At 52.7% G+C, this 19,522-nt stretch carries 17 protein-coding genes and 2 pseudogenes; 12 read left to right on the top strand and 7 right to left on the bottom strand.

The features are described from left to right. The first annotated feature begins 20 nt into the window (after window positions 1–20). Window positions 21–1,352, top strand: coding sequence for an FAD-binding oxidoreductase (locus tag NYE92_RS03715; protein ID WP_064373802.1), 1,332 nt, complete (start codon window positions 21–23; stop codon window positions 1,350–1,352). A 10-nt stretch (window positions 1,353–1,362) separates the two neighbouring features. Continuing rightward, window positions 1,363–1,752, top strand: coding sequence for a RidA family protein (locus tag NYE92_RS03710; RefSeq protein ID WP_064373800.1), 390 nt, complete (start codon window positions 1,363–1,365; stop codon window positions 1,750–1,752). A gap of 81 nt (window positions 1,753–1,833) precedes the next feature. Here NYE92_RS03710 and NYE92_RS03705 read toward each other — a convergent pair. Both NYE92_RS03705 and NYE92_RS03700 read right to left on the bottom strand, forming a co-directional pair. Then, window positions 1,834–3,714, bottom strand: a pseudogene (locus NYE92_RS03705) (M48 family metallopeptidase). A 364-nt stretch (window positions 3,715–4,078) separates the two neighbouring features. Beyond that, a complete protein-coding gene (locus NYE92_RS03700) occupies window positions 4,079–5,125 on the bottom strand; it encodes a GntR family transcriptional regulator (protein WP_019105199.1) in 1,047 nt (348 codons plus the stop codon). A 284-nt stretch (window positions 5,126–5,409) separates the two neighbouring features. On the opposite strand from NYE92_RS03700, the gene NYE92_RS03695 reads away from it, so the two are divergent. The 10 genes from NYE92_RS03695 (at window position 5,410) to NYE92_RS03650 (ending at window position 14,486) form a co-directional block, all read left to right on the top strand. Continuing rightward, a complete protein-coding gene (locus NYE92_RS03695; protein ID WP_259018547.1) occupies window positions 5,410–6,786 on the top strand; it encodes an amidase family protein in 1,377 nt (458 codons plus the stop codon). 19 nt (window positions 6,787–6,805) lie between these two features. Beyond that, the gene (locus NYE92_RS03690; protein ID WP_013025811.1) at window positions 6,806–7,681 is read left to right on the top strand and encodes a polysaccharide deacetylase; all 876 of its coding nucleotides are present in this window, start codon (window positions 6,806–6,808) and stop codon (window positions 7,679–7,681) included. Window positions 7,682–7,715: 34 nt separating this feature from the next. Then, window positions 7,716–9,086: an MFS transporter gene (locus NYE92_RS03685; RefSeq protein ID WP_014605815.1), complete on the top strand. Its 1,371-nt coding sequence runs from the start codon at window positions 7,716–7,718 to the stop codon at window positions 9,084–9,086. A gap of 9 nt (window positions 9,087–9,095) precedes the next feature. Further along, window positions 9,096–9,869, top strand: coding sequence for an SDR family NAD(P)-dependent oxidoreductase (locus NYE92_RS03680; RefSeq protein WP_259018546.1), 774 nt, complete (start codon window positions 9,096–9,098; stop codon window positions 9,867–9,869). Window positions 9,870–9,878: 9 nt separating this feature from the next. After that, complete coding sequence (locus NYE92_RS03675) at window positions 9,879–10,625, top strand: SDR family NAD(P)-dependent oxidoreductase (RefSeq protein ID WP_259018545.1); 747 nt, start codon at window positions 9,879–9,881, stop codon at window positions 10,623–10,625. A 10-nt stretch (window positions 10,626–10,635) separates the two neighbouring features. Beyond that, a complete protein-coding gene (locus NYE92_RS03670; protein ID WP_014605818.1) occupies window positions 10,636–10,920 on the top strand; it encodes a hypothetical protein in 285 nt (94 codons plus the stop codon). A 23-nt stretch (window positions 10,921–10,943) separates the two neighbouring features. Beyond that, window positions 10,944–11,963: a GTP-binding protein gene (locus NYE92_RS03665; protein ID WP_105087553.1), complete on the top strand. Its 1,020-nt coding sequence runs from the start codon at window positions 10,944–10,946 to the stop codon at window positions 11,961–11,963. 4 nt (window positions 11,964–11,967) lie between these two features. Beyond that, window positions 11,968–13,164, top strand: a complete 1,197-nt coding sequence (locus NYE92_RS03660; RefSeq protein ID WP_013025806.1) for a PotD/PotF family extracellular solute-binding protein — start codon at window positions 11,968–11,970, stop codon at window positions 13,162–13,164. A 35-nt stretch (window positions 13,165–13,199) separates the two neighbouring features. Continuing rightward, a complete protein-coding gene (locus NYE92_RS03655; protein WP_210494471.1) occupies window positions 13,200–13,661 on the top strand; it encodes an NUDIX hydrolase in 462 nt (153 codons plus the stop codon). Window positions 13,662–14,075: 414 nt separating this feature from the next. After that, window positions 14,076–14,486 carry a VOC family protein gene (locus NYE92_RS03650; protein ID WP_019105202.1) on the top strand — a complete coding sequence of 137 codons (411 nt, stop codon included), beginning with the start codon at window positions 14,076–14,078 and terminating at the stop codon, window positions 14,484–14,486. Between the two features lie 1,106 nt (window positions 14,487–15,592). Here NYE92_RS03650 and NYE92_RS03645 read toward each other — a convergent pair. From NYE92_RS03645 to NYE92_RS03625, 5 genes and pseudogenes are all read right to left on the bottom strand, one after another. Beyond that, window positions 15,593–16,129 (bottom strand): annotated as a pseudogene (locus NYE92_RS03645) (C40 family peptidase). A 180-nt stretch (window positions 16,130–16,309) separates the two neighbouring features. Beyond that, window positions 16,310–16,558 carry a hypothetical protein gene (locus tag NYE92_RS03640; RefSeq protein WP_259018544.1) on the bottom strand — a complete coding sequence of 83 codons (249 nt, stop codon included), beginning with the start codon at window positions 16,556–16,558 and terminating at the stop codon, window positions 16,310–16,312. 31 nt (window positions 16,559–16,589) lie between these two features. After that, window positions 16,590–17,279, bottom strand: a complete 690-nt coding sequence (locus NYE92_RS03635) for a hypothetical protein (protein WP_259018543.1) — start codon at window positions 17,277–17,279, stop codon at window positions 16,590–16,592. Between the two features lie 92 nt (window positions 17,280–17,371). Then, complete coding sequence (locus NYE92_RS03630; protein ID WP_259018542.1) at window positions 17,372–17,989, bottom strand: hypothetical protein; 618 nt, start codon at window positions 17,987–17,989, stop codon at window positions 17,372–17,374. A 627-nt stretch (window positions 17,990–18,616) separates the two neighbouring features. Then, complete coding sequence (locus NYE92_RS03625) at window positions 18,617–19,330, bottom strand: MgtC/SapB family protein (protein ID WP_014605821.1); 714 nt, start codon at window positions 19,328–19,330, stop codon at window positions 18,617–18,619. Window positions 19,331–19,522: the final 192 nt, after the last annotated feature.

Raw genomic sequence — 19,522 nt, 5'->3', positions numbered from 1 at the left:
TTTACTGGAGATCACAGACGATGCCCGCACCGCTCAGGCTTGTTCAGGACAGTACACATTTCCCCGATTCGGTGGATGTGGTGATTATCGGTGCCGGGATTGCAGGTGCAGCGACCTGTTGGGAGCTGACCAAAAAAGGCTATCGGGTTGCCGTGATCGAAAAGGGCCTTGTCGGCGCAGAGCAGTCCAGCCGTAACTGGGGCTGGTGCCGTCAGCTTAACCGCGACGAGCGGGAAATTCCGCTCATTCTGCACGCCCTGCAACGCTGGCATGCGCTGAGCGACGACATCGGAATGGACGTAGGGTTTCGCGCCAGCGGGCTGGTCTATGCCACGCGAACGGAGAAGGATATTCGCAACTGGGATAACTGGGGCAAGATGGCAAAGCAGTACGGCATTCGCAGTCGAATGCTGAGTGCCGCCGAGGCCAAAACGATGACGCCGGGCAGTACCACAAACTGGCATGGCGGCGTACATTCCCCTGACGACGGTTATGCCGACCCGGCTTTAGCCGCGCCGGGGCTGATGGAAGCCGCGGTGAAAAAGGGCGCGTTTCTGTTTCAGCGCTGTGCGGTTCGCGGGCTGGATATCTCGGCAGGACAGGTCAGTGGGGTGATAACCGAACGCGGCCTGATCAAAACCGCCCAGGTCGTATGCGCCACGGGCGCCTGGACATCGCTGTTTTGCCGCCGCCACGGCATCGATCTGCCCGCCGGTAACGTCATTGGCAGTGCGTTTCGTACCCATCCTGCAGAGCAGCCGCTCACTCTGCCTTTCTATACGGATGCCTTTGCCTGTCGTCCACGCCAGGACGGAGGTTATACCATTGCGCTGTCTGGAACCGGACGGCTGGAGCCGGGGTTCCAGGGCTTACGCTATGCCCGAGAGTTTTTCCCCTTATACAAAGCCCGCCGGTTAAATCTGGAAACCAAAATCCGGTTCTCATCGTTTTTGCAAGGCCCTGAATCCCGGGCAAGCTGGTCTATGGATGGCCTTTCACCCTTCGAGAAACTTCGGGTGCTGGATCCTCAGGTTTCAGACGGCATCGTTGAAAAGGGGCTGGCGGCGATAGGCAGGGAGTTTCCGGCGCTGGCCGGGCTGCGGGTGACTCAGGCCTGGGGCGGCGTGATTGACTGCATGCCGGACGACATTCCGGTCATTTCTGCCGTACCGCAGCTTCCGGGGCTGATCCTGTCTTGCGGCTACAGCGGCCATGGATTTGGTATTGGCCCCGGTGCGGGACGTCTCACGGCGGACCTGGTCACCGGGGATGCGCCGATTGTCGATCCCACCGCGTTCCGCTATTCGCGTTTCCGCGACGGCACAACGCTGAAAAAGCCGGGCATGATGTAAAGAGGTGAAGATGCAACCATTAATACGCACGCGCGATATACAGGACACACCGCATCCGGGCCACTATTCGCACTATGCTCTGGGCTCGGGATTGATGTTTATCTCCGGCCTGTTGCCGGTCACGCCAGCCGGAGAAATGCGCAGCACGGCCTCCTTTGCTGAGCAGACGTCGCAGGTGTTGGCCAATCTGGAGGCCTGCCTGCAGCAGGAAGGCCTCAATAAGCATCATCTGGTGATGGTAAGGGTTTATCTGGTGGATGTCGGGCTGTGGGCAGAATTTAACAGGCTGTATGCACAATGGCTCGGCGAGTGGAAACCCGCCAGAGCTATCGTGCCGGTGCCGGAACTCCACTACGGCGTGCTGCTGGAGGTTGAAGCAACGGCGGCAACGGGCCGCTAAAACGCCGGACGTGAGCCTGTCCGGCAGCCGTGGTGTGTAAAAAAATAAAAACCGTCGCAGGCGCGCCCGCGACGGCAGAGGTCAGGCCGTGCCTTGCGTGGTTTCCGGCTGCACCTGTTCTTTCAGCGCCCGCACCGTCTGATGGCGATGCCAGTAATAGTTGAGCGTGTATTTAACGTGTTCAATCTCTTTTTTCAGACCGGGCAGGCGGATTTTGCTGCGCTTTTTGCCCTGTGCATTGGGCTGAACATGCTGCACATACACACTGTCTCTGCCGAACTGACGCAGCACGTTAATATTTTTGACGTTATCCCACTCAAGCAAACCGGCTGAATGCGGCTGCACGATGCCTTGCCAGGTAATGATCATCTGCGAACCATCTTTAAGTGTAAAAGGCACATCCGGAAAATACTTTAAGACCAGCGCGGTCTCTTCTTCACCCGTCGGTTGGTAACGCCAGGCCAGGCTCTCTTCATGTTGCAAGGTGAAGTCTCGCTCATATTTTTGCCAGAGCCGCTGCTCAATCTGATCGGCGACCGGGATTACATCGACCCAACTGTCCGCCGGTGATGTCGCGGCGATGACGGCGTAATCCGCCTCTTCCACGGCATAGTTAACGTTGCGCATTCTTTCAGACAGGGGGGGATGGGAATCAAAGGGATGAGGGATATTCTGTTCACGCATCGTGCTGACAAAGTCCGCGGAACTCACGTGTTGCGGCAGGCCAACGGCGATGGCCTGACTGATCCCGGGTGCATTTTCATACAGCGTTTTATTTGCAAAAAGCTTACGCTCAACTTCGTAACGATAGCTGGCATAGGCTGAGATTTTGATTAACGATTCAATAATCGCCGCAGAGGAGACGCGCGCGGCGGCGTTCCGGTCGGCGATAAATTCGCGTTCACGGCTGTTACGCTGCCACGCGAGTTCGAAGAACAGGCGATAAAGATAGAGCGGATAAAAGACAATAAGCGTGGACAGATTCTCGCTCATTAACTGCGTATACATATCGAACCGATGGAGCTTTGGACCCAGCAAGGCACCCGATGCCGTATCGCCTTCGTGCAGGTGTGTCAGTTCATGCACCATCACGCTGTCAGCCTGCGCGGTACTCAGCTGACGCAGCAGGGGAATACTGACATACAGTTTTCGGCCTTGCAGTGGCTGGTCGTTCACGCTCAGCGGTGCTTCTGTCACGAAGAAGTTGGTATCGATACCGGCGATGATGTGATCCGGCGGGATAGTGCCCACGCTGGCCGCCAGCGCGTCAACACGCGCCCAGAGTGCCGGGGCTGCTTCGCGGCTGACCACGTCGCCTTCAATGCTCTCCTCCGGCGGCAGCTTTTTAAAGATGCCTTTGATCATGTAATACATCGCAGCCAACACCAGCAGCGCGACCAGGATCACCAGCTTTGGATAGTATTTTTGCGTGAAAAAGGCGGTGCCCCAGAAAGAAAGCCACACCAACATGGCGCCCTATACCAGCACCTGCAGCGAGCACGCCAGCATCAGAAAGGGACGCGCCAGGCGGAGGCTGAGTAACTGCCCCCGGCGGCTTTTAAATGCCAGCGCACTGAACAGAAGGATCATCAGCAGAATGACGCCGCTGAAAACCATCGTCCATAGAGCGACTTTGCCGATGAGATAAAATTGCGACAGTTCGGAACCCGGTCCACAGACGGCATTTTTATAGTCAATCAAATTGTCGGCGACCGGTCCGCAGACGCTGGAAGGCGGATTGGCTTGCAGAAACTGCATTAATTTACCCAGACTTTGATTCTGCGCACGCGCATTATCGATAAAAATCTGGGTGTATTCCTGATCGAGTTCGTGACTGCCGTAGTGAGCAAAAACCAATGTAATCGCAGGGGTTAAAAACAGCGTGAGCAAAAGCCATAAGAAAACTTTTGCATATCCTTTTTTCAATGCCGTTAATTTATTCACAATAATTCGCTCGCTCATTGTCGGTGGAGGGGACAAGCTGTTTATTATCTGGCGATACTGACAGGGCGTTTCCGACATCAGGAAAATGGCGTGAGATCCGTCTCAGCATGCTTCAGCTTTGTGCGTGTCTTATTTGTGCGTGTCTTAGAAGAGCAAGATGGATTATATGCCAGCAATTACTTTACGTCTTCTTAACACTCGTGGCGTTCAGCGGCAGACAGCCGATCTGTCAATGCGAGAGGCTCGCGGCAGGGCTCACAGGAAAGCGATCCTGCGGCAGGATGGCCGCATGTTCATCAGTCACGCGATTTTCGTCTGATAATTTATGATTGAACCTGATTAATGCGGCGCGTTTCGTTTTGGATTTTTTCGCTGGAAGGGCTTACTGGCGCTCCATAAAGACCGGCAATTCAGGCACCGGTAACACGGATAAGACTTTCAGGCGCTGTAATGTTCTGACCTGCGCCCGCTCAAGGTGATCGCGCATACAGGCGGCCGCCAGTTCCCAGTTCCTTTTCAGTAAAAATTCATAGACCAGGCTGTGTTCATCCAGCATTGCGCTGTCGACAGGAATGCTGAGCCGCTCGTAAAAAATTCGGGTGACGATAAACGGCGATTGATTTTGCCGTAAAATTTGCATCATCAGCTTATTGCCCGCAGGCTCCAGGCTGCGAATGTGCAGATCTTCTTCCAGCATTTCGAGTTCCGCGGCATTAAGCTGTTTGCCCCGGCAGGTTTGCACGTTATCCAGCCGCGCGTTAAGCCAGGCAACACTTAACCGTTCGCCTGCTTTTCGTAATGCGGCCGGCTCCAGATGCGCCCTGATTTCAAAATGGTCAGCCAGTTCGCGCGCGGTTAAGGGGCCTGTCAGCCACTGAGAATAGGGCTCTTTTTCTACCAGCCCCTTGTCGCGCAGGCGCATCAGGCTCTCACGTATCACCGCGCGGCTGGTGTTATAGTGCTTCGCCGCGCCCGTTTCATCCACCTGGTAGCAGCCGAATACCATCGCGGTAGACAGGATCCCCTGCAGGTTTTCCAGCACTTTTTCACCCGTGCTGCGCGTATCAACCAGCTCGTCGCGCTGTTCAAGGCCGAACAGCTCGCGCGTCAGCGCAATGCGAACCGGCTCAACGTCCTCATTATCGCGCGCAACGATAAATCCCCGACCTTCAAAACGAGCAATCCAGCCTTCATCATGCAGCATGCTTAACGCCCGCCGGACGGGAACACGACTGGTGCCAAACAGCTGCGCCAGCGGACCTTCCAGCAGCACCAGCCCCGCAGGCACGCTATTCTGCTGAAAAACCTTCAGTAAAACCTGGCGAATACTTTCGTAACGCGCAGAGCCTGCATCGTCCATGTCCGTTCCCGTCACCTTGTTTTGCATTGTTTCATCTTCTGCTCTCCGTCCTGCCAGCCACATTAGCATATCTGACAGCACTCCCGGTGCAGGCTATCAACAGCACTGATGTAGTGCACCTTGCCCAATAATGGATCACTTTTAAATTAATACATTTAATGTCTGCGCGCAATTTCATCTGTGACGTGACGAAATTATCGAAAATGCGGCAAATAACCCCTTGATAACTCATAATATTTAATTATAAGGATCGACATGATCACAATTATGCAACTTAACAGTGCTTTTTATGGCACCGTTATTGCTATCTTCAAATGTACATTGAAACGTAATATACATTTAAAGGTGATGCTGTGCAGGCCGAAAATGTTCGTCAGTTATTCATGGCTGGTCAGATTGATGCGCTGGGAATCAGTGCGCTCTATGCACAACAGCGCCTGTCGCCGCTGGCCTTTACCACAGCCTGTCTAAAAGCGGCTGAAAACGCGCCTTCCGTTTTCATCTCAATGACCGCCGCCCGTGCCCGCGAAGAGGCCGAAGCCTCAACGCTGCGCTGGCAAGCGTGCCGCCCGCTGAGCCCACTGGATGGTATTCCGGTGGCCTGGAAAGATCTGTTCGATATTCAGTCAAGCCAGACCTCCGCCGGGTCGGCCACGCGAAGCAATGTCCCTGTCGCACCACAGGATGCCGCGCTGGTGGCACAGTGTTCGGCAGCAGGACTGGTGACGCTGGGTAAAACCAACCTGAGTGAATTCGCGTTTTCCGGCCTTGGACTCAATCCCAGTTTTGGTACGCCGGCCATCCGGGGCACCACGTCGCAGCTTTTTGCACCCGGAGGATCGTCCAGCGGCGCGGGACGGGCAATTGCGGAAGGTCTCGCCTGTATCGCCTTTGGCACCGACACCGGCGGCTCAATACGGATTCCTGCCGCATTCAGCGGCACGATTGGCTATCGCGCCAGTCGCCAGCGCTATGTGACAACGGGCGTCTATCCTCTGGCGCACTCGCTGGACACGGTGGGGCCGCTATGCCGAAGCGTACGTGATGCTATTGCCCTGGATGACATTCTGTGCGGCGCGCAAAAAATGCGCTTTCCTGCGCCGCACTTTCGTGTCGACGAGGCCTTACTGGCCGCGTGCCAGCCGGCCGTGCGTGAGAACGCTTGTCGCCGGATAGCCCAGTTGACGGCCGCCGGGTTCAGAATTGATCACGCGCCACTTCAGGCCTTTAACCAGGCACTGGCCTGGATTGCCGATAAGGGCTGGCCCGGTGGACGTGAGGCCTGGCTGCTGCATCGCGAACTGTTAGCCTCGCCTGACGCGGCATTGATGGATGCGCGCGTACGGGAACGCCTGCTTGCCGCCAGCCATCAGGATCCTGCGGTGCTTGAAACGTTTCTGGCGCAACGCAAGTCGTGGCAACAGGTACTGGCGGCAGAACTGGACGGGGCGGTGCTGATTACGCCTACCGTTGCCCACACCGCACCGGAACTGGCCCCCTTGATGCAAGACGACGATCTGTTTGCCCAGACCAATCTTGCCACGCTGCGGTTAACCATGCCGGGCAGTCTGCTGGATATGCCGGGAATCGCTTTGCCGACCGGCAAAGACGCAAACGGGCTGTATACCAGCCTGCTTTTTTCCCTTCCTGCTGGCGAGGATCGCCGGCTTCTTCACGCTGCCAGCACGGTCGCAGGCACGTTTACGGCAGACCATTCCGTCTGCGCTTAACTCCTTAGAGGAAAGACTCATGGCTAAAGAAATTTTGTGTGCATTTGGTGTTGATGTGGATGCGGTTGCGGGCTGGCTGGGTTCTTACGGCGGGGAAGACTCGCCGGATGATATCTCACGCGGACTGTTTGCCGGGGAGGTGGGTGCACCGCGCCTGCTGAAAATGTTTGCTGAACACCAGTTGCGTACAACCTGGTTTATCCCCGGTCACTCCATTGAAACCTTTCCTGAGCAGATGAAAGCGGTGGTGGACGCAGGGCATGAAATTGGCGTTCACGGTTACAGCCATGAAAACCCCATCGCCATGACACCCGCGCAGGAAGAAGCCGTACTGGACCGCAGCATTGAGCTGGTCACCCAGCTGTCCGGAAAACGTCCGACAGGCTATGTGGCGCCCTGGTGGGAATTCAGCAACGTGACCAACGAGCTGCTGCTGAAAAAGGGCATCAAATACGATCACAGTCTGATGCACAACGACTTTCATCCTTATTACGTTCGCGTCGGCGACAGCTGGACCAAAATTGATTACAGCCAGCATCCCGACAGCTGGATGAAGCCGCTGACGCGTGGTGAAGAGACCGATTTGGTCGAGATCCCCGCTAACTGGTATCTCGATGACCTGCCGCCAATGATGTTTATCAAAAAATCGCCAAACAGCCACGGCTTTGTGAACCCCCGTCATCTGGAAGAGATCTGGCGCGACCAGTTCGACTGGGTCTACCGCGAAAATGACTACGCGGTGTTTACCATGACCATTCATCCCGACGTTTCAGGTCGTCCGCAGGTGCTGCTGATGCTGGAACGTCTGATCAAGTACATCCAGAGCCACCAGGGTGTGCGATTTGTCACCTTCGACGAAATCGCAGATGACTTCTTAGCGCGCAAACCGCGTTAAGTTTCTTTCCTTTATCTTGCAGAGCGATCACGACATGAGCATCTACAAAAAAAAATCCGTTAACGGCTGGCAGCCACAGCAGTTAACCATCAGGGATGTGAAATTCGCCACATGGATTGCCTTCTTCGCCTGGATTTTTGCCGTTTACGACTTCATTCTTTTCGGCACGTTACTGCCGGAAATCGGCGGCCATTTTGGCTGGAGTGAAGTTGAGCAGTCGGAGATTGCCACCTGGGTCGCTTTCGGCGGGGCGGTCATCGCCCTGGCCATTGGGCCACTTGTCGACCGGCTGGGGCGTCGCATGGGCATCGTGATTACGGTGGGCGGCGCGGCGCTGTGCTCGCTGCTGACCGCAATTGGCGGCCTGTGGGGCAAGGGCGCGTTAACCGCTATTCGCTCCGTCGCTGGCCTGGGCTATGCAGAGCAGACGGTAAACGCCACCTATTTATCTGAGCTTTATACCGCACTCGACGATCCTAAACTCAACAAGCGCAAGGGCTTCGTTTACAGCCTGGTGCAGGGCGGATGGCCGGTGGGTGCGCTGGTCGCATCAGCCCTGACCGCGATTCTGCTGCCGATCATTGGCTGGCAGGGGAGCTTTATTTTCGCCGCGTTCCCCTCGCTGGTCATTGCGCTGCTGGCGCTCAGACTCAAAGAAACGCCACAGTTTGAAGTGCAGAAAAAAATCAAAACGCTGCGCGAGCAGGGCAAAGACAAGGATGCCCGTCAGGTGGCTGCCGACTATCTGGTGCCGTATGAAGATCAGCCTAAATCGGGTTTTGCTTCGGCGTTTCGTGGCACCGCCCTGCGTTCGACCTTAGTGCTCGGCATTGCCATTCTGCTGAACTGGTTCGCAATCCAGATCTTTAGCGTGCTGGGCACGACGGTCATCACCAAAACCCACGATGTGTCGTTCAATAACTCGCTGCTGATCCTGATTCTGTCGAATCTGGTGGGTTACTGCGGTTACCTGGCGCACGGCTGGCTCGGCGATCGGATTGGCCGCCGCAACACCATTGCCGGAGGCTGGATGCTGGGCGGTATTGCCTTTGCCGCCATGCTGTTCTGTCCGGACAACTTTGCCATCATCGTTGCGCTGTACAGCGTCGGTCTGTTCTTCCTGATCGGACCCTATGCCGCTGCCCTGTTTTTTATCAGTGAAAGCTTTCCTACCGCAATCCGCGCGACGGCGGGTGCCCTCATCATGGCTATGGGACCGGTCGGTGCCATCGTAGCCGGTATTGGTACTACCTCGGTGCTGAGTCAGGGCGGCCACTGGCAGGAAGCCGCTCTCTGGTTCGGTGCCGTACCCTGTTTTGTCTCCGGCATCATTATTCTGTTTGCACGACCGGCGGCGCAACTGGATACCCAGGTCAGCGCCACCTCGACCCAGCCTCAGGCTTAAGGACAGCATATGCAGAATGAAAACGGAACGCCGGTCGCCGCTATCAGCGGTGCCGCCAGCGGCATTGGTCTGGCGCTGGCCACGCTGTATGCGCAGCGTGGCGTGCGGGTGATTGCGGGTTATTACCCGCAGGATCCGCACGATCCGGCGCTGGCGTCAGCACAGGTTAAAGCCGCGGGCGGAGAGGCACTCTGGCTGCCGCTCAACGTTGGCTCCACCGCCTCCGTCGATGCATTTATCGCCCAGGGCGTTCAGCACTTTGGTCGGCTTGACTACGTGGTGGCTAACGCCGGCATTCTGCGCCGCGCAGGCATTGATGAGATGAGCGATGCACGCTGGGATGAGATGCTGAATGTCGATCTGACGGGCGTGATGCGGCTGTTCCGCGCTGCCGCCGCGCATCTGCATTCCGGGGCCAGCCTGGTTGCTGTGTCATCGATTGCAGGCGGGGTTTATGGCTGGCAGGACCATGCTCATTACGCGGCGGCGAAAGCCGCCGTACCGGGCATTTGCCGGTCGCTGGCGGTGGAACTGGCACCGCGCGGCGTCCGCTGTAACGCCATTATTCCCGGCCTGATCGAAACGCCGCAGTCGCTGGATAAACACAACTCGCTTGGCCCGGAAGGGCTGGCGAAAGCGGCGCACGCGATTCCCCTTGGGCGAGTCGGCCGGGCGGACGAGGTGGCAAAAACAATCGCGTTTCTCACCAGCGAAGAAAGCAGTTATCTCACCGGGCAAAGCCTGATTGTCGACGGCGGGCTGACCGTCCGCTGGCCTGATTAAGGAGAGAGTATGCAGTTAGCAAGCAAACGCTGCGTTGTCAGCGGGGCGGCCAGCGGAATCGGGGCCGCCATCGCTACGCTGTTCGCCCGCGAGGGCGCACACCTGATACTGACCGACCGGAACAGCGAGTACCTGGAGGCCATGGTGACACGCTGTCGCGCCTTAGGTGTGCCCTGTTTTGGTGTGGTAGCGGATGTCGGGGAGGTCGACGGGGCCACGGCGGGCGTGGATGCCTGCCTGGAACGGTTCGATGGGATTGATATTCTGGTTAACAATGCCGGTATGCTCACGCAGGCCCGCTGCACGGATATCACGCTGACCATGTGGGAGCAGATGATGGCGGTGGATTTACGCAGCGTCTTTCTCGCCACCCAACGTGCGCTGCCTTCCATGCTGGCGCAGCGCTGGGGAAGGGTGATCAATATCGCCTCGCAACTGGGAATAAAGGGCGGCGCCGAACTAAGCCATTATGCCGCCGCCAAAGCGGGGGTGATTGGTTTTACCAAGTCTCTGGCGCTGGAAGTCTCTGCCGATAACGTGCTGGTGAACGCGATCGCGCCGGGGCCAATTGAAACCCCGCTGATCGATGGCATCAATCAGGCGTGGAAAACCGCCAAGGCCGCTGAGCTACCGCTGGGGCGTTTCGGCCGGGCAGAAGAAGTGGCACCGGTTGCGCTGCTGTTGGCCAGTGAGCCGGGCGGCAACTTGTTTGTCGGTCAGACGCTGGGGCCGAATTCTGGCGATGTAATGCCCTAAGGAGCACGCGATGTGTGGAATGTGCGGATTGCTGGATAATGGGCCGCAGTGGAGCGATGCGCTGGAAAACAATCTGCCCCAGCGTCAGCTCCGCCTGCAGCAGTTGGCGCTGCTTAACCGGGCGCTTAAGCCCTGGCGACTGAGCTTAACCGAGTTTCACACCAGTTGGGTGCTGTCCAGTCCCACGGGGCAGCAGGTCATGGTGAGCTCGCTGGACCTGCTGTGGAAAGAAGCCGAGAAGATGACCCGACGCACTCTCGATCCGCTGGATGAGACCTGGCTGGCGGCGCTTTGATGGCGAGTAACGGAGAGTCCGCGATGCGAAATGAAAAACTGCCGCTGCATATCCTGAGCGGCTTTCTCGGCAGTGGTAAAACCACGTTGCTGAAGGGCTGGCTGACGCACCAGAATCTTAACGATGTTGCGCTGCTGGTGAATGAGTTTGGCGAAGTCGGGATTGATCACCATCTGTTAAATGAAGTGGCACCGGATACGGTGCTGTTACCCAGCGGCTGCGTATGCTGCCAAATTCGCGGTGAACTGAAAACGGCGCTACTGGACCTCTACGAACGCCGTACGCGCGGCGAGCTACCACCGTTTAGTCAGGTGATACTCGAAACCACCGGGCTGGCCGATCCTGCACCCATTCTGTCAACCTTGCTGCACGATCCGCAGCTTAAACACCATTTCAGTCAGGGCACGCTGGTGACGCTGGTCGATGCAGAGCACGCCCGTTTACAGTCGGCCCATCACCCCGAATGGTTAGCCCAGGTGAGCGCGGCTGACAAACTGCTGCTCAGCAAATGCGATCGGATCGATCACGACGGTTTGCTCGCCCTCCAGACATGGCTTGGCGGTTTAAACCCTCTGGCGGAGCCAGGCGATACGCAACACGCGCTGGCCGAACCCGGGCAGTTATTCGCGCTTCGCCTCGCCAAAGGAACACACGCACAGCGGTTTCGCTGGCTTGGTGCCGTGGGCGATGCCCGCTACAATCTGACTCCCGGACAAAAAACGCATCATCACCCTCTAACCCAGACCTGCGTGATCACTCTGGAAGACGAACTGAACTGGCCCGCGTTTGCTATCTGGCTGTCAATGCTGTTACATAGCCATGGGCAATCGGTCTTGAGAATGAAGGGCATTCTGCGTTTTAGCGGCACCAGTGCGCCGGTGGTGATTCACGGCGTTCAGCATACCTTGCATCCGCCCGTACATATGAACGACTGGCCGGGGGATTTAGACACTTCCAAACTGGTTTTTATTCTGCGCGGACTCGACGCAGAGCGGCTGAAACAGGGATTTAACCGCTTCCAGCAGGCGTTAAAGGACAGGTAAAACGATGAATTCTGCAGCGAAGGTCAACGATCAACTCACTTTACGCGTGCTCGGGACCTCCGTCACGTTGCTCGAAATGCTACGCGTCAGCGCCGAGAAAGATCTGGGCATTCGCATTGAATATTTGCTGCACAGTGTGGAAGATGCGCAGCGCATTGCCGTCATGCAGCCTGAGAGCTATGACCTTTACGATCAGTGGTTTCACAATATTGATTTTGTCTGGCCCGCGCAGGCCATTCAGCCGCTGGAGATTAAACGACTCAAATACTGGGACGAGATCACCCCGCTGGCTAAAACCGGCAGGCTGCGTCCGGATCTGCCGCTCGCTGACGGCAGCGTGCCCTCTGAACGGCTTTATGTGCAGCGCGACAGGCATCTGGGCAGCCATGCCAGCGATCACATCAGCATGTTGCCGCTGACGCACAACGTTGACAGCTTTGCCTATCACGCCGACAGGCTCCCGGCCGCGTTGCAGCAGCAGGAGGAAAGCTGGGGATGGCTGTTGCATCCTTCACTAACGGGCCAGGTTGCCTTACAGGAAGATGCGGCAATGGGCGGCATCGATGCGGCGCTTGCCATGCAGGGCGCAGGTCTGGCGCGCTTTGCCAACACGGGCAATCTGACGCTCGAAGAGATCGACCTGCTGACGCAGCAACTGGCGCGCCTCAATCGTAACGGGCATTTTGCGGCATTCTGGGCCTCCCAGGATGAAGCCTGCGACCTCATTGCCAATCAGCAGGTGGAAGTGCAGAGCCTGTGGGCGCCCATCTATTTCCGTCATCACTTTCATCAACGTGGCTATAAAATGGCACGTCCGCGTGAAGGCTACCGCGCCTGGTACGGCGGCATGTCGCTTTCGCGCTGCGCGACCGGCAGAATAAAAGACGCGGCCTACGACTATTTAAACTGGTGGCAGTCCGGCTGGCCTGGCGCAGTGATGGCGCGGCAGGGTTACTATATTTCCAACGCGGAACGCAGCCGGGCGCATCTGTCAGCTGCAGAGTGGGATTTCTGGTACGGCGGCCAGCCTGCGAGAGAGGTGCTACTGGATGCATGGGGCGCACCGCTGATCCCCCAGGGTGAAGTGCGCGACGGTGGTAGCTACGACGCGCGCATGAGCCATATTGCCGTCTGGAACGCCGTCATGGATGAACATAACTACCTGACGCGCCGCTGGCAGGATTTTTTGCGGGCCAGTTGAAGGACTGCGCCAAGCTAAAACAGAAGGAAGAAGGCATGCGTACGCGCCGCTCGGCCCGACTACTGATCCTCAATGCTTCGCATAACCTGTTGTTGTTTCGTTTTGTGCATACACAGGATGCACTCGCAGGCCATGCTTACTGGGCAACGCCGGGCGGCGGCGTAGAGGAGGGCGAATCCTTCGAGCAGGCGGCGCTCAGAGAACTTTATGAAGAAACCGGTATTCGCCGGAACGATCCTGGCCCGTCCCGAAGAGAGCGATGCTTTGTCATGACGCTGCCCTCGGGCGAACGCGTTCAGGCACATGAGCGTTTTTTTATCATTAATGTCTCGGGAGACGAGATTGATACCCTGGGTTGGAGTGAAAACGAAAAGTCGGTTATTGCCAGCTATCACTGGTGGTCGATTAGTGCACTTAATGCCACAACCGAAACGGTATATCCAGGCGATCTCGTAGAAATGTTGACCAGCATGGATTCAGATTCATCTGGGAAGTAGAAAAAATAAATGCTGGAAAAACTGACTAAGCCAGAAGAAGGTCGGTTAACCCGTTTATAGCGATACGATCATGCAATTATCCAGACCATAAATAAGACATATCGACGATACTTGAAAATTTAAATACATCATCTAATGATGTATTTATTAATTTCATAGGCTAAGCATATAGGATGCTGAAATTACTTTTTATTGATCATAGCGCTAACCCACACAGACATCATCAGGAAAACATCCCTTATTCGCTCTAAGTTTAAGAACATGCTGAAAGGGGGGATGCATCAGAGAATGGGCGCGCTTCTATATTCCATACCCAGTTATGTTAAATCAGAGCTCATGGTGTGCGCATTATTTTGCATCACTGCACGATATGTTCGATGCTGATTCTCTTTATAGGTTGTCATTGAGGTGAAAGTGAACTTAGTTAAAATCGACCACGTCCACATTTATGTGCATGACCTGGATAAGGCCGAGCGCTGGTATAACGACGTACTGGGGTTTTCACGCGATGAGTCGTTGCTGTTCTGGTTTAAGCAAGGTGGCCCTCTGGTTTTAAAAAATAACGCTGCAGCGATTTCGCTGTTTTTAAGAACACATCAGCCGCCCGGCAATACCGTGGCATTCAGTCTTGAAGCCACGAGTTTTTGTCCGTTACTGCACATTCTGGCAGCGCAATCCATACCTTTTATAGTCAGCGATCATCAGGTGTCGATGTCCGTTTATTTTTCCGATCCTGATGGAAATCAGATTGAACTGACGTCTTATCAGTACTCAGAAGCGAAGGAAAACCTGGCGATGTCTCAGGAGAGACTGCGGGAGGGTTAAATTGGACGGTAACAACGTCAGATCATAAGCCATTAGTTCTCATTCATGACAAAGAAGAAAAGGGCAGCGCGGTTATTTAAGGGATATCGTTATGGTGTAAACAGGTGAAAGTATCCGTTGTAAGGTTGTCATTGCAGGTGAACTGACATGTTCCTGAATAATCATACCTATAAACAGACCTCAATTGGCAATCGTATAAATTTCGCCTTGATCGATTATGCTGAATTCTGTGGAGAATTTGGCAACCTGGTGCACTAACTTTTATTTGGCAGCGTCAGTTTGGTTTGCAGGTAATCATGCAGCCCATGCAGCCCATGCAGCCCATGCAGCCCATGCAGCCCATGCAGCCTGATAAAAAAATTAAGATGCGACATGCCGGGACTGTGTGCATCTTCCATAAACACGCTTTCTCTATGCTAAGTGAATCTCGATAGAGCAGAGATGCTGATGCGCATTTCGAACCATGAACATGCGTCGCAAAAGTTCATCATCATTTAATCTCACTGAGTAAAGAGGAAAGTCGCAAAACGACAAAGCAGTTTTTTCGATTGTGGCCTGATGACGAAATGAATGAGATGTAGGTCATCAGGAAAACTTAAAGCCAGGGCGAAAAGAGACAGAAATGGCTTCGTATCCGAAAAAGACGGGCTAAACGGCCATATCAAAGTCTACCTGCAAAAGTGCGCATAATGTATATTATGTTAAATAATACATCCCGACACGTACCCGGCACCTCACCTGCGTCCCCTCTGGACCTGAAGCCCGTTAATCACCGGGCGCGCTACGTGAAAACTGGCGCACAGAACCCCTGCGGGTTATACATAATTCACGTAGCGTTGCCTGTCATGATCTGACTATTGCCCACTTTCAGCTGCACGGCAGCGTCATCACACTCCGTTATTCATGCGTCATGCGCTTTGATCGTTCAGGCTGCTCTCGCACGTACTCATCAGCAAGCAATCATAACAACGCGAAGAATAATCACCCGCGCGCAAACTGCCGCTGCACAGATTTCGGCGTTGTAGTTTCAGCACTGTGTTTTCAGCTCTACGGCAGCAAGTTTTCCAGTTACGCACTCGCCAGCAAACCGCTTTGCGTTCTTCGCGTCAACTTGTTCGGTTCAACGTCACCTGCGCGCCGTATTCACGCGTCAGCCGGCGCGACTGGTAATAAACGGATTTCCAGTATGGGTTATCCAGTGACGAACGAATCACGCCTTTGCTGGCCGAGGCATGAATAAACTGATGGTCTGTGTCATAGAAGCCGACATGCATACCACCGCCGATACGGAAAAACACCAAATCGCCCGGCTGTAAATGTTCCGGTGCTACGCGTACGCCCATATGCAGCAGATCGGCGGTAGTCACGCGGTCCATCGGCAGATTAAAGCGGTCATGCAAAGTACGCCAGACCTAACCAGAGCAGTCCACGCCCGACAGCTGCGTGCCGCCCCATTGGTATGGCGTATCATGCCAGGTGTGCATTTGGTCGTGAAGTGCAGCAACAATGGGAATTAAATCAGGATTTTGAGCTGAATCCGATGCGGATACGTCCTCTGGAGCTTCGGGACGAGGATGATGGCTGCAGCCGGAAATCAGCAATATAAGGCCGGAAAGTAAAAAGAAAGATGTTCTACGCTTCATCGAGTGATCCGCACAGTAAAGATAAAGAGTCAGCAAAGTTAAGGGCTTTTATAACCTATTCAGAATCTTATATAAACAACAGTAGTCTGGTTTACTGAAACTTACAATAGCAGGCTGCTTAGATTTTACTCATACTTTGATAGTTACATTTCTTCACATTCCGTTGCAGTTGTTCTTTGATTATTCGATTGATGCTGTAACTGATTCCTTAAATCTAAAATCTGGTTTTAGACCTTCCTGGGCATTTGCCAGATTTATGTAACAGTCTGGGCATAACCCCATATCGATAGAAATAACAATAACACCTAAATCATTCTCAAGCGTATTTTCTGCTTTCCCCTTCTCAGTTTTAGACTGTGACCAGGCCGTTCTTGCTTGTAATTCATCACCGACTGAAGCAGCATCATGCCCTTCTTTAGTTACAACCACCTTACGCTCTTTGAGACAATATTATGGTTTTTTATTTTATGGCGCAGTGATAGCTGGGGTAATAATTGAAATTTTTATCAAACAAATCATATTCAACAGCGTAAAAAGAATGACCAACATCAGATGTTTTAAAGAGTATTGAAGGCATACTTATTTCTTTAGCAACACCGTAGAGTATGCTGTCATTCTTTTCTCTGGCAATTGAGTACCAGGCTTTATACCACGAGCAAGAACGACTATCTTCCGGTAACATCAATTCTCCACCAGTATCATAAAAAACATCATAATTCCCCCCCTCTATTTCAGGGTATGTTCTAAAACAATAGGCGAGTGTTTGCTCCTGATTTTTACCATAATGTTCCAGAGCACAGTGTGATAAGTTTTTATAAAACTGACCTCTAAGTGTATAAAATCCTTTATGAATAATTAAATCTTTCAAACCTGAATAAGGATAAATAACGACCATGGTAACTGACAACACAAGAACAAATAAATAATGCCACTTCCTTTTTATTAAGCTAAAAAAGAAAATCAGTACATATAAAATAATAATAATGAATTCTATTGTTGAGTTTAAATGGCCAAAAGCGCTGTATTTTGTGAAGTCAAAATATATATAAGCACCAGGAAGCGACAGGAGTAAAACCAATGTAAACATAGTTGGCTTTACTTTTTTTCTGAATTTATAATTACTTTCTTTTTTTTCCTTACAAAATCCCATTTTTTCCTCATCATTGACTTAACGGCATAATCGGTTTAAGTAACCCTTAATTCACTCTTAATTTAAAATGCACTCGCTTACAAATTAAATGATTACTCCGGCCATGATCCCCATAGATCATACATTTTATCTTCATGTAATTCTGGATTATCTTTTTGTTCTTTTTCAAAAAAAGCATTGAATTTAATATGCCAGAGATTTACCAGATCATCTTCACCTTGTTTCGATTTAATAATATATGTAGGGGTTCGATATGTTCTCTGGTCGTGGATGCATGCGAAAGCGACCTTTCCGTTCAGAGTCACCACTCCTAGATAATTTTCATCTGAATCTGAAGAATTTTCATCAAGATAAAATCGAAATAAGCCTTTTCCTGTTTCAGCTTGCAATATGGTAGATGGTCCATTTGACGGGCTATCCATAGCCCGTTGGATGCTGTTCAGCTGAATGCTTTTCTTTATTCGATGCTGCCGGTAGACAAAGCTTATCAATTCATCTTTTCTAGTCATGCACAATGCAATAGTGTGCCGTGATTTATCAGGGCATGAGAATAATTCAATCTGATGTTTATCACAGAGCGTTGGATAGGCAGTTTCCTTTGTCTCTCTCCACGCTGAGGCGCTGATATGATCAGAGGAATAGGCTTTGGTAGCCAGAGTACTCAATGCGAATGTAGAACAGAAAATGAATGAATGTATAAAGTGCGACATTCCGTATCCTTTATAATGATGAAGCCGTGGCGGAAAAACTTCCTTTTTTTAACATCAAACCTATAATTTATTAAAAATATAAACCGCTCATGAGTCGTAAATTTAAAACGCTCAAAAACTTGACTGGTAAATGTTAAACTAAAACATGGTTAATTTGAGCATGTTCAAAATAAATAAAATCATAATGAATTTCTTATTAGATAATTTTTTTTCCTACCCTTTGTTTACACTCTGTTTAAATACGGAAATCCATTAGCCTCCTGAATTGAATTGCGCAATTAGACCCCAATGACGGAAATTTATTGACACAACATCCAACATTAAAATATAAAAATATACATCTAGTAACACAAACACATCTCTTTAATGTATTAAGAAAGAAAAACATTAGCGAGATTAACATCCCCCCCGAGGGTGTTAACTCTTTATTTTATGTTCAGATATCTCATGCCAAAATAAGATATACTTAAAGGCGTTTTCCTCAGCATTTTATTTTACATAAAAATTAAATTTTGGATGTTTTTAGCTAAGTATTTTAAAAGCAGGATAACAACGCTACGCCAATTCTGACCCATAACTTCCCCTGCCCGTTCCTCAGAATTCACGTAGCGACGCCTGTTTTTTGTTCTATCCGTTTTCACTCGGATCCAACCCGCACACCTGCCAGCGCACGGAACTGACGCCTTTCTCCAGGCTGATGCGGCTCACCAGACTTTCCAGCTGTCCGGTCATGCTGGGCTGTCCCATCACTTCAGCATTCACTTCCATACGATGTGGCGGATCCATATCTTCGCTATGGAGCGACTGCAGGCGCAAGCCGCTGTTGCCCAGGCTGTGCAGCATCAGGCTGCGTACCTGAACTTCATCCTGAGCCAGACAGACAATTTGTACTTTATAATGTTGCACCGCTTCGTCGGCGGAGACGATGGACTGACGATTAATGCCCAGCGCCAGCTCGCGCAGCAGGATATTGGCGCACAGAATCACCATGCAGCCAATCGCGGCTTCAAGCAATAATCCCATGCTGCACAGCACCCCAACGGCCGCGGTACACCACAAGGTGGCGGCAGTGTTCAGGCCACGAACGTTTAATCCGTCGCGCATAATCACCCCGCCGCCGAGAAAACCAATACCAGAAACCACATAGGCGGCAACGCGCGTCGCGTCGCTGGCAATGCCCGGCACACATTGGGTCATTAGAACAAACAAGCAGGCGCCGGTGCTCACCAGCGCATTCGTACGCAAGCCGGTCATACGTTGGCGCAGTTGGCGTTCGCTGCCAATCAGCGCGCCAAGAATCAGCGCAGCCGACACGCGCAGTAAAAATATTTTCCAGTCCATGATAAACCTCTCTCCGCCACGCACGTATGCGCAGTACGGAAAAATAAAGATGAATAAAATGGATTACAGCGGGCGCTGATGCACAGAGCACATCACGTTATGGAGGGAAGATTGAGCCGCCATCTTAACGCGCAGTTAAGACAGCCAGAAGACTATCTTACTGCAGAAGCCAGGTGTAATCGTTCGGGACTT

The sequence above is a fragment of the Pantoea sp. B566 genome, from assembly GCF_024793925.1.
Lineage (GTDB): Bacteria > Pseudomonadota > Gammaproteobacteria > Enterobacterales > Enterobacteriaceae > Pantoea > Pantoea ananatis.
This window is presented reverse-complemented; position numbering and strand designations above follow the sequence as displayed.

What these genes read in the sequence shown, in the direction of transcription:
- NYE92_RS03710 (WP_064373800.1), top strand. Translation starts at nt 1,363, where the DNA reads ATGCAACCATTAATACGCACGCGCGATATACAGGACACACCGCATCCG.
- NYE92_RS03685 (WP_014605815.1), top strand. Translation starts at nt 7,716, where the DNA reads ATGAGCATCTACAAAAAAAAATCCGTTAACGGCTGGCAGCCACAGCAG.
- NYE92_RS03635 (WP_259018543.1), bottom strand. Translation starts at nt 17,279, where the DNA reads ATGGGATTTTGTAAGGAAAAAAAAGAAAGTAATTATAAATTCAGAAAA.
- NYE92_RS03660 (WP_013025806.1), top strand. Translation starts at nt 11,968, where the DNA reads ATGAATTCTGCAGCGAAGGTCAACGATCAACTCACTTTACGCGTGCTC.
- NYE92_RS03675 (WP_259018545.1), top strand. Translation starts at nt 9,879, where the DNA reads ATGCAGTTAGCAAGCAAACGCTGCGTTGTCAGCGGGGCGGCCAGCGGA.
- NYE92_RS03655 (WP_210494471.1), top strand. Translation starts at nt 13,200, where the DNA reads ATGCGTACGCGCCGCTCGGCCCGACTACTGATCCTCAATGCTTCGCAT.
- NYE92_RS03625 (WP_014605821.1), bottom strand. Translation starts at nt 19,330, where the DNA reads ATGGACTGGAAAATATTTTTACTGCGCGTGTCGGCTGCGCTGATTCTT.
- NYE92_RS03690 (WP_013025811.1), top strand. Translation starts at nt 6,806, where the DNA reads ATGGCTAAAGAAATTTTGTGTGCATTTGGTGTTGATGTGGATGCGGTT.
- NYE92_RS03665 (WP_105087553.1), top strand. Translation starts at nt 10,944, where the DNA reads ATGCGAAATGAAAAACTGCCGCTGCATATCCTGAGCGGCTTTCTCGGC.
- NYE92_RS03715 (WP_064373802.1), top strand. Translation starts at nt 21, where the DNA reads ATGCCCGCACCGCTCAGGCTTGTTCAGGACAGTACACATTTCCCCGAT.
- NYE92_RS03630 (WP_259018542.1), bottom strand. Translation starts at nt 17,989, where the DNA reads ATGTCGCACTTTATACATTCATTCATTTTCTGTTCTACATTCGCATTG.
- NYE92_RS03680 (WP_259018546.1), top strand. Translation starts at nt 9,096, where the DNA reads ATGCAGAATGAAAACGGAACGCCGGTCGCCGCTATCAGCGGTGCCGCC.
- NYE92_RS03670 (WP_014605818.1), top strand. Translation starts at nt 10,636, where the DNA reads ATGTGTGGAATGTGCGGATTGCTGGATAATGGGCCGCAGTGGAGCGAT.
- NYE92_RS03700 (WP_019105199.1), bottom strand. Translation starts at nt 5,125, where the DNA reads ATGCTAATGTGGCTGGCAGGACGGAGAGCAGAAGATGAAACAATGCAA.